This window comes from Polaromonas sp. P1_G4 (genome assembly GCF_056405475.1).
In genome coordinates this window covers 1-4,034 of the sequence record NZ_JBFUCA010000400.1, presented here as the reverse complement: position 1 = coordinate 4,034, position 4,034 = coordinate 1, and the positions used below count along the sequence as shown (strand labels likewise).

Below are 4,034 nucleotides of genomic sequence, written 5' to 3'. Positions count from 1 at the left end.
CTTTGGACAGCTCGTTGGATTTCGCGTCTGCCRCAGGCAGGCCGAAACCCTTCATGAACCCATTGTGACGCTGCGCCCCCACCGGATGGCCTGGGAACAGGTCGATCGTGACAATCCTGGCAGGTTTGCCGGCCATGGCCGCCTTCGCATACTGGCCGATCAAAACGCCGGCTTTGTAGTTGTCGGTGGCGAACAGGGCATCGGCACCTTCAAAAGGGCTGTCCAGTGCAATCACCTGCACGCCTTTGGCCTGGAGTTTTTTGACGGTAGGGCTGATGGCGTCGCCGCTGGCGGTGATCAAAATGGTTTTGGCGCCGCCGGCAGCCATGTTTTCCAGTGCGGTGATCTGGCCTGCTGTGTCGCCGTCGGATTTGCCGGCGGCGGTCAGCAGCTTGGCGCCGAGTTTTTTGGCCTCGGCTTCAGCACCTTCCTTCATCTTGACGAAGAAGGGGTTGGTTTCGGTTTTTGTAATCAGGCCGATCACGGGTTCGCCCGCTGCAAAGGCCGATGTGGCGGCCAGGGCGAGGCTGGACAGTGCCAGGAGGGCGGTGGTCTTTTTCATGAAATGGTCTCCTTGTTGAATCGACATTCAGGCCCGGGTTCGCGGGAAAGTACCCATAAGTGATGGGTGTTGGTGAACTATAGTGGCGCTTGAGTTATTAAATCAAGTTGTTTTAGTTATGGATTACCCTGAGAAAAACCCTGAAAAAGTGCTGCAAGTTGCAACCGCTGGTGAGGCATTGATTGACCTGATCGTTCAACCGGACGGACGTTATGAACCTTGCCCGGGTGGCGCTGTTTTCAACCTGACGCGTGCGCTGGCCCGGCAGGGCGTCAGCACCCTGTACCTCAACCCTTTGTCGCGCGATCGCTTTGGCCGCCAGCTGGCTGCCGCGCTGACCGGGGATGGTGTGCGGCTGGCCTGCCCACAGCCTGTGGCACAAAGCACCTCACTGGCCGTGGTGGGGCTAAATGATGCAGGCCATCCCGACTACGTTTTTTACCGGCAGGATGTGGCGGACCGTGCGGTCACGGCGGACAGCCTGATCCAGTCGTGTCAACGCGTCCCCGCGCTCGAGATGGTGTATACCGGTGCCCTGGCACTCGCGCCCGAGGATGCGGGCCGCTACCTGCCATGGCTGCGTGCCCAGCATCAGGCGGGCAGCATGGTGGTGGTGGATGCCAACCTGCGGCCGTCGGTCATGCCGGACCTGCAGGACTACAGGCGCAACGTGCACGCTGCGCTGCAACACGCCGACGTCGTCAAGGTCAGCGATGAAGACCTGGAAAGCCTGGCGATACCTGGCGCTGATGTATTTGCGCGGGCGCAGCATCTGCTCGGCACGAGCGGTGCCGGCTTGCTGGTTCTGACCCTGGGGCCGCACGGAGCCTGTCTGTTGACAAGCGATGGCCGGCGGTGGCGCGCCCGCGAATCCCGGCCGTTGTCGGTGGTGGATACCGTGGGTGCAGGCGACTGTTTTCTCGCCGGTTTCATGGCCGCTTTGCTGGCGCGAAAAAACGGTGTGACTGGCACTGCTGACCTGCTGGCACTACCGGATGATGTGGGACGCAGCTTGCTGGCCCACGCCATGGCCAGTGCCAGCTTGTGCGTGATGCGACGCGGCTGTGTGCCCCCGACTGGGGCGGAAGTGCAGGCCAGGATTGAACAGGCAACCTGCGTATTTGACTGACGGCCGCTACCGATGCCTTACTGAAAAGATCAGGGAAAGAAGTCGGAAATCGTAAGTAAGCGTATTATCTGTCCGAAATCCTGTGCGCAGGTACGCTGCAGGACCCGGAGACACTCAGATGAACGCACCTCATACCCTGTCACGCTGGAGCGACCCTGGCTCCAGTCGCGTGCCCTTTTGGGCCTACACCGATGCGCAGCTGTACCAGCGCGAGCTGGAAAAAATCTTTTACGGCACGCACTGGTGCTATGTGGGCCTGGAGGCCGAGATTCCCAATGTGGGCGACTACAAACTCAGCCATGTCGGTGAACGACAGGTGCTGATGGTGCGGGATCGCATCGCACCCAAAGACCGTGCCACCGACCACGGCATACGCGTTGTTGAAAACCGTTGCGCCCACCGCGGCGTGCGCTTTTGCCAGAACCCGCAGGGCAATGCGCGCAGCTTTGTCTGCCCGTATCACCAGTGGACCTACAAGCTCAATGGCGACCTGGCGGGGCTGCCTTTCAAGGACGGCGTGAAAGAGGGGGATTGCGTCAACGGCGGCATGCCCGAAGGGTTCGATCTCAAGGACCATGGGCTGACCAAGTTGCGAGTCGCAGTGCTGCACGGCCTGGTGTTTGCCACTTTCAGCGATGACACCGAACCGCTGGAAGACTATCTCGGCCCGCAGATCACGCCGTGGCTGGACCGCATCTTCAAAGGCCCCGACGGAGCGCGCAAGCTGACGCTGCTGGGCTACAACCGCCAGCGCATTCCGGGCAACTGGAAGCTGATGATGGAAAACATCAAGGACCCTTACCACCCCGGCCTGCTGCACACGTGGTTTGTGACCTTCGGCCTTTGGCGTGCCGATCAGAAAAGCCGCATGGTGATGGACGGCGAGGGCCGCCATGCCGTGATGATTTCGCGCCGCAACGAGGGTGGGCAGAACGACGCCGTGACCGAAGGCGTGACCTCGTTCAAGGCCAACATGGCCCTGCATGACGACCGCCTGCTGGACGTGGTGCCCGAGCCTTGGTGGAAGATGCCCGACCCATCCAGCCCGGGCGGCGACATCACGCCCACCGTGACCATGATCACGCTGTTTCCCAGCCTGATCATCCAGCAGCAGGTCAATTCGCTGAGCACACGCCACATCGTGCCGCGTGGGGAGGGTGAGTTTGATTTCATCTGGACGCACTTCGGCTTTGCCGACGACACACCCGAAATGACGCAGCGCCGCCTGCGCCAGGCCAACCTGTTCGGACCGGCCGGTTTCGTCAGTGCGGATGACGGTGAAGTGATCGAGTTCAGCCAGGCCGGCTTTGCACAGGCCTGCGACACCGGCTCAACACTGTGCGAGCTGGGCGGCACCGGCACCGAGATGACGGAGCACATGGTCACCGAAACCCTGATCCGCAGCATGTATRCCTACTGGAAGAAAGTCATGGGTCTATGACGGCGAGTGAACAGGGACTGCAGCGCCTGATGCTGCAACTGGAGGTGGACCAGCTCAACGCAGCCTACGCGGCGGCGCTGGACGAAAAGCGGTTTGATGCGTGGCCGGAATTCTTTGTGGAGGAGGGCAATTACAAGGTGCAGGCCCGCGAGAATTTTGACCGCGGCCTGCCGCTGGCCCTGATGGCGCTGGAAAGCCGGGGCATGATGAAGGATCGGGTGTATGGCGTCACGCAGACGATCTATCACGGGCCTTACTACATGCGCCACATCGTCAGCCCGGCGCGCATCCTCTCGGAAGAAGGCGATGTCGTCAAGGCCGAGGCCAACTACGCGGTGTTTCGCACCAAGCCGGGTGGGGTGAGCGAGGTCTACAACGTCGGGCGTTATATCGACGAGATCATCAAAAAAGACGGCGTCCTGAAATTCAGGAGCCGTCTTTGTGTGTATGACAGCGAGATGATCCTCAACTCGCTGATCTATCCGGTATAGAGGGAATAGAAATAGCCGGCGCAATCGGTACCCACCCGGCAGGTGCCGAGCCCGCGTTGTCTGGCGTTTCTTCTAGCGCCTCTTCCCGACTTCATTACCGATCAGGGCGCCCGCTGCTGCGCCGCCTACGGTACCCAGGGTGCTGCCGAAAACGGCATTGCCCACGACACCACCTGCGACTGCACCAACACCGGTGCCTATCTGTGCATTGGTCGGGCTGGTGCTGCAACCACCCAGGCCGATCAGTGCCGCCGCTGCTACTGCTGACATCATCAATTTCGTATTCATCTTGTCCACCTTTGCTCAGAGTTTCAGGCTCTTGCTGGGGTATTCACATCGTGAAGTCCTGACCTTGCCTGTGATTTCACTGTAGGGGGACGGATATTTGGAGGTTGTAGGAGAAAGTTGCCG

The 4,034-nt window shown here is 60.5% G+C and carries 5 protein-coding genes; 3 read left to right on the top strand and 2 right to left on the bottom strand.

Annotated elements, in window-relative coordinates; genetic code table 11:
• A partial coding sequence (locus tag AC1D1X_RS17410; RefSeq protein ID WP_477698753.1) for a substrate-binding domain-containing protein occupies positions 1-562 on the bottom strand: 562 nt, incomplete at its 3' end.
• Positions 563-680: 118 nt separating this feature from the next.
• Here AC1D1X_RS17410 and AC1D1X_RS17405 point away from each other — a divergent pair.
• The 3 genes from AC1D1X_RS17405 (at position 681) to AC1D1X_RS17395 (ending at position 3,623) form a co-directional block, all read left to right on the top strand.
• Positions 681-1,691: a PfkB family carbohydrate kinase gene (locus tag AC1D1X_RS17405; protein WP_477671139.1), complete on the top strand. Its 1,011-nt coding sequence runs from the start codon at positions 681-683 to the stop codon at positions 1,689-1,691.
• Positions 1,692-1,809: 118 nt separating this feature from the next.
• On the top strand, positions 1,810-3,132 hold the full coding sequence (locus AC1D1X_RS17400; protein WP_477698752.1) for an SRPBCC family protein: 1,323 nt from the start codon (positions 1,810-1,812) through the stop codon (positions 3,130-3,132).
• Positions 3,133-3,161: 29 nt separating this feature from the next.
• A complete protein-coding gene (locus AC1D1X_RS17395; RefSeq protein ID WP_477671229.1) occupies positions 3,162-3,623 on the top strand; it encodes an aromatic-ring-hydroxylating dioxygenase subunit beta in 462 nt (153 codons plus the stop codon).
• 72 nt (positions 3,624-3,695) lie between these two features.
• Here AC1D1X_RS17395 and AC1D1X_RS17390 read toward each other — a convergent pair whose 3' ends face one another.
• On the bottom strand, positions 3,696-3,911 hold the full coding sequence (locus tag AC1D1X_RS17390; protein ID WP_477671137.1) for a glycine zipper 2TM domain-containing protein: 216 nt from the start codon (positions 3,909-3,911) through the stop codon (positions 3,696-3,698).
• Positions 3,912-4,034: the final 123 nt, after the last annotated feature.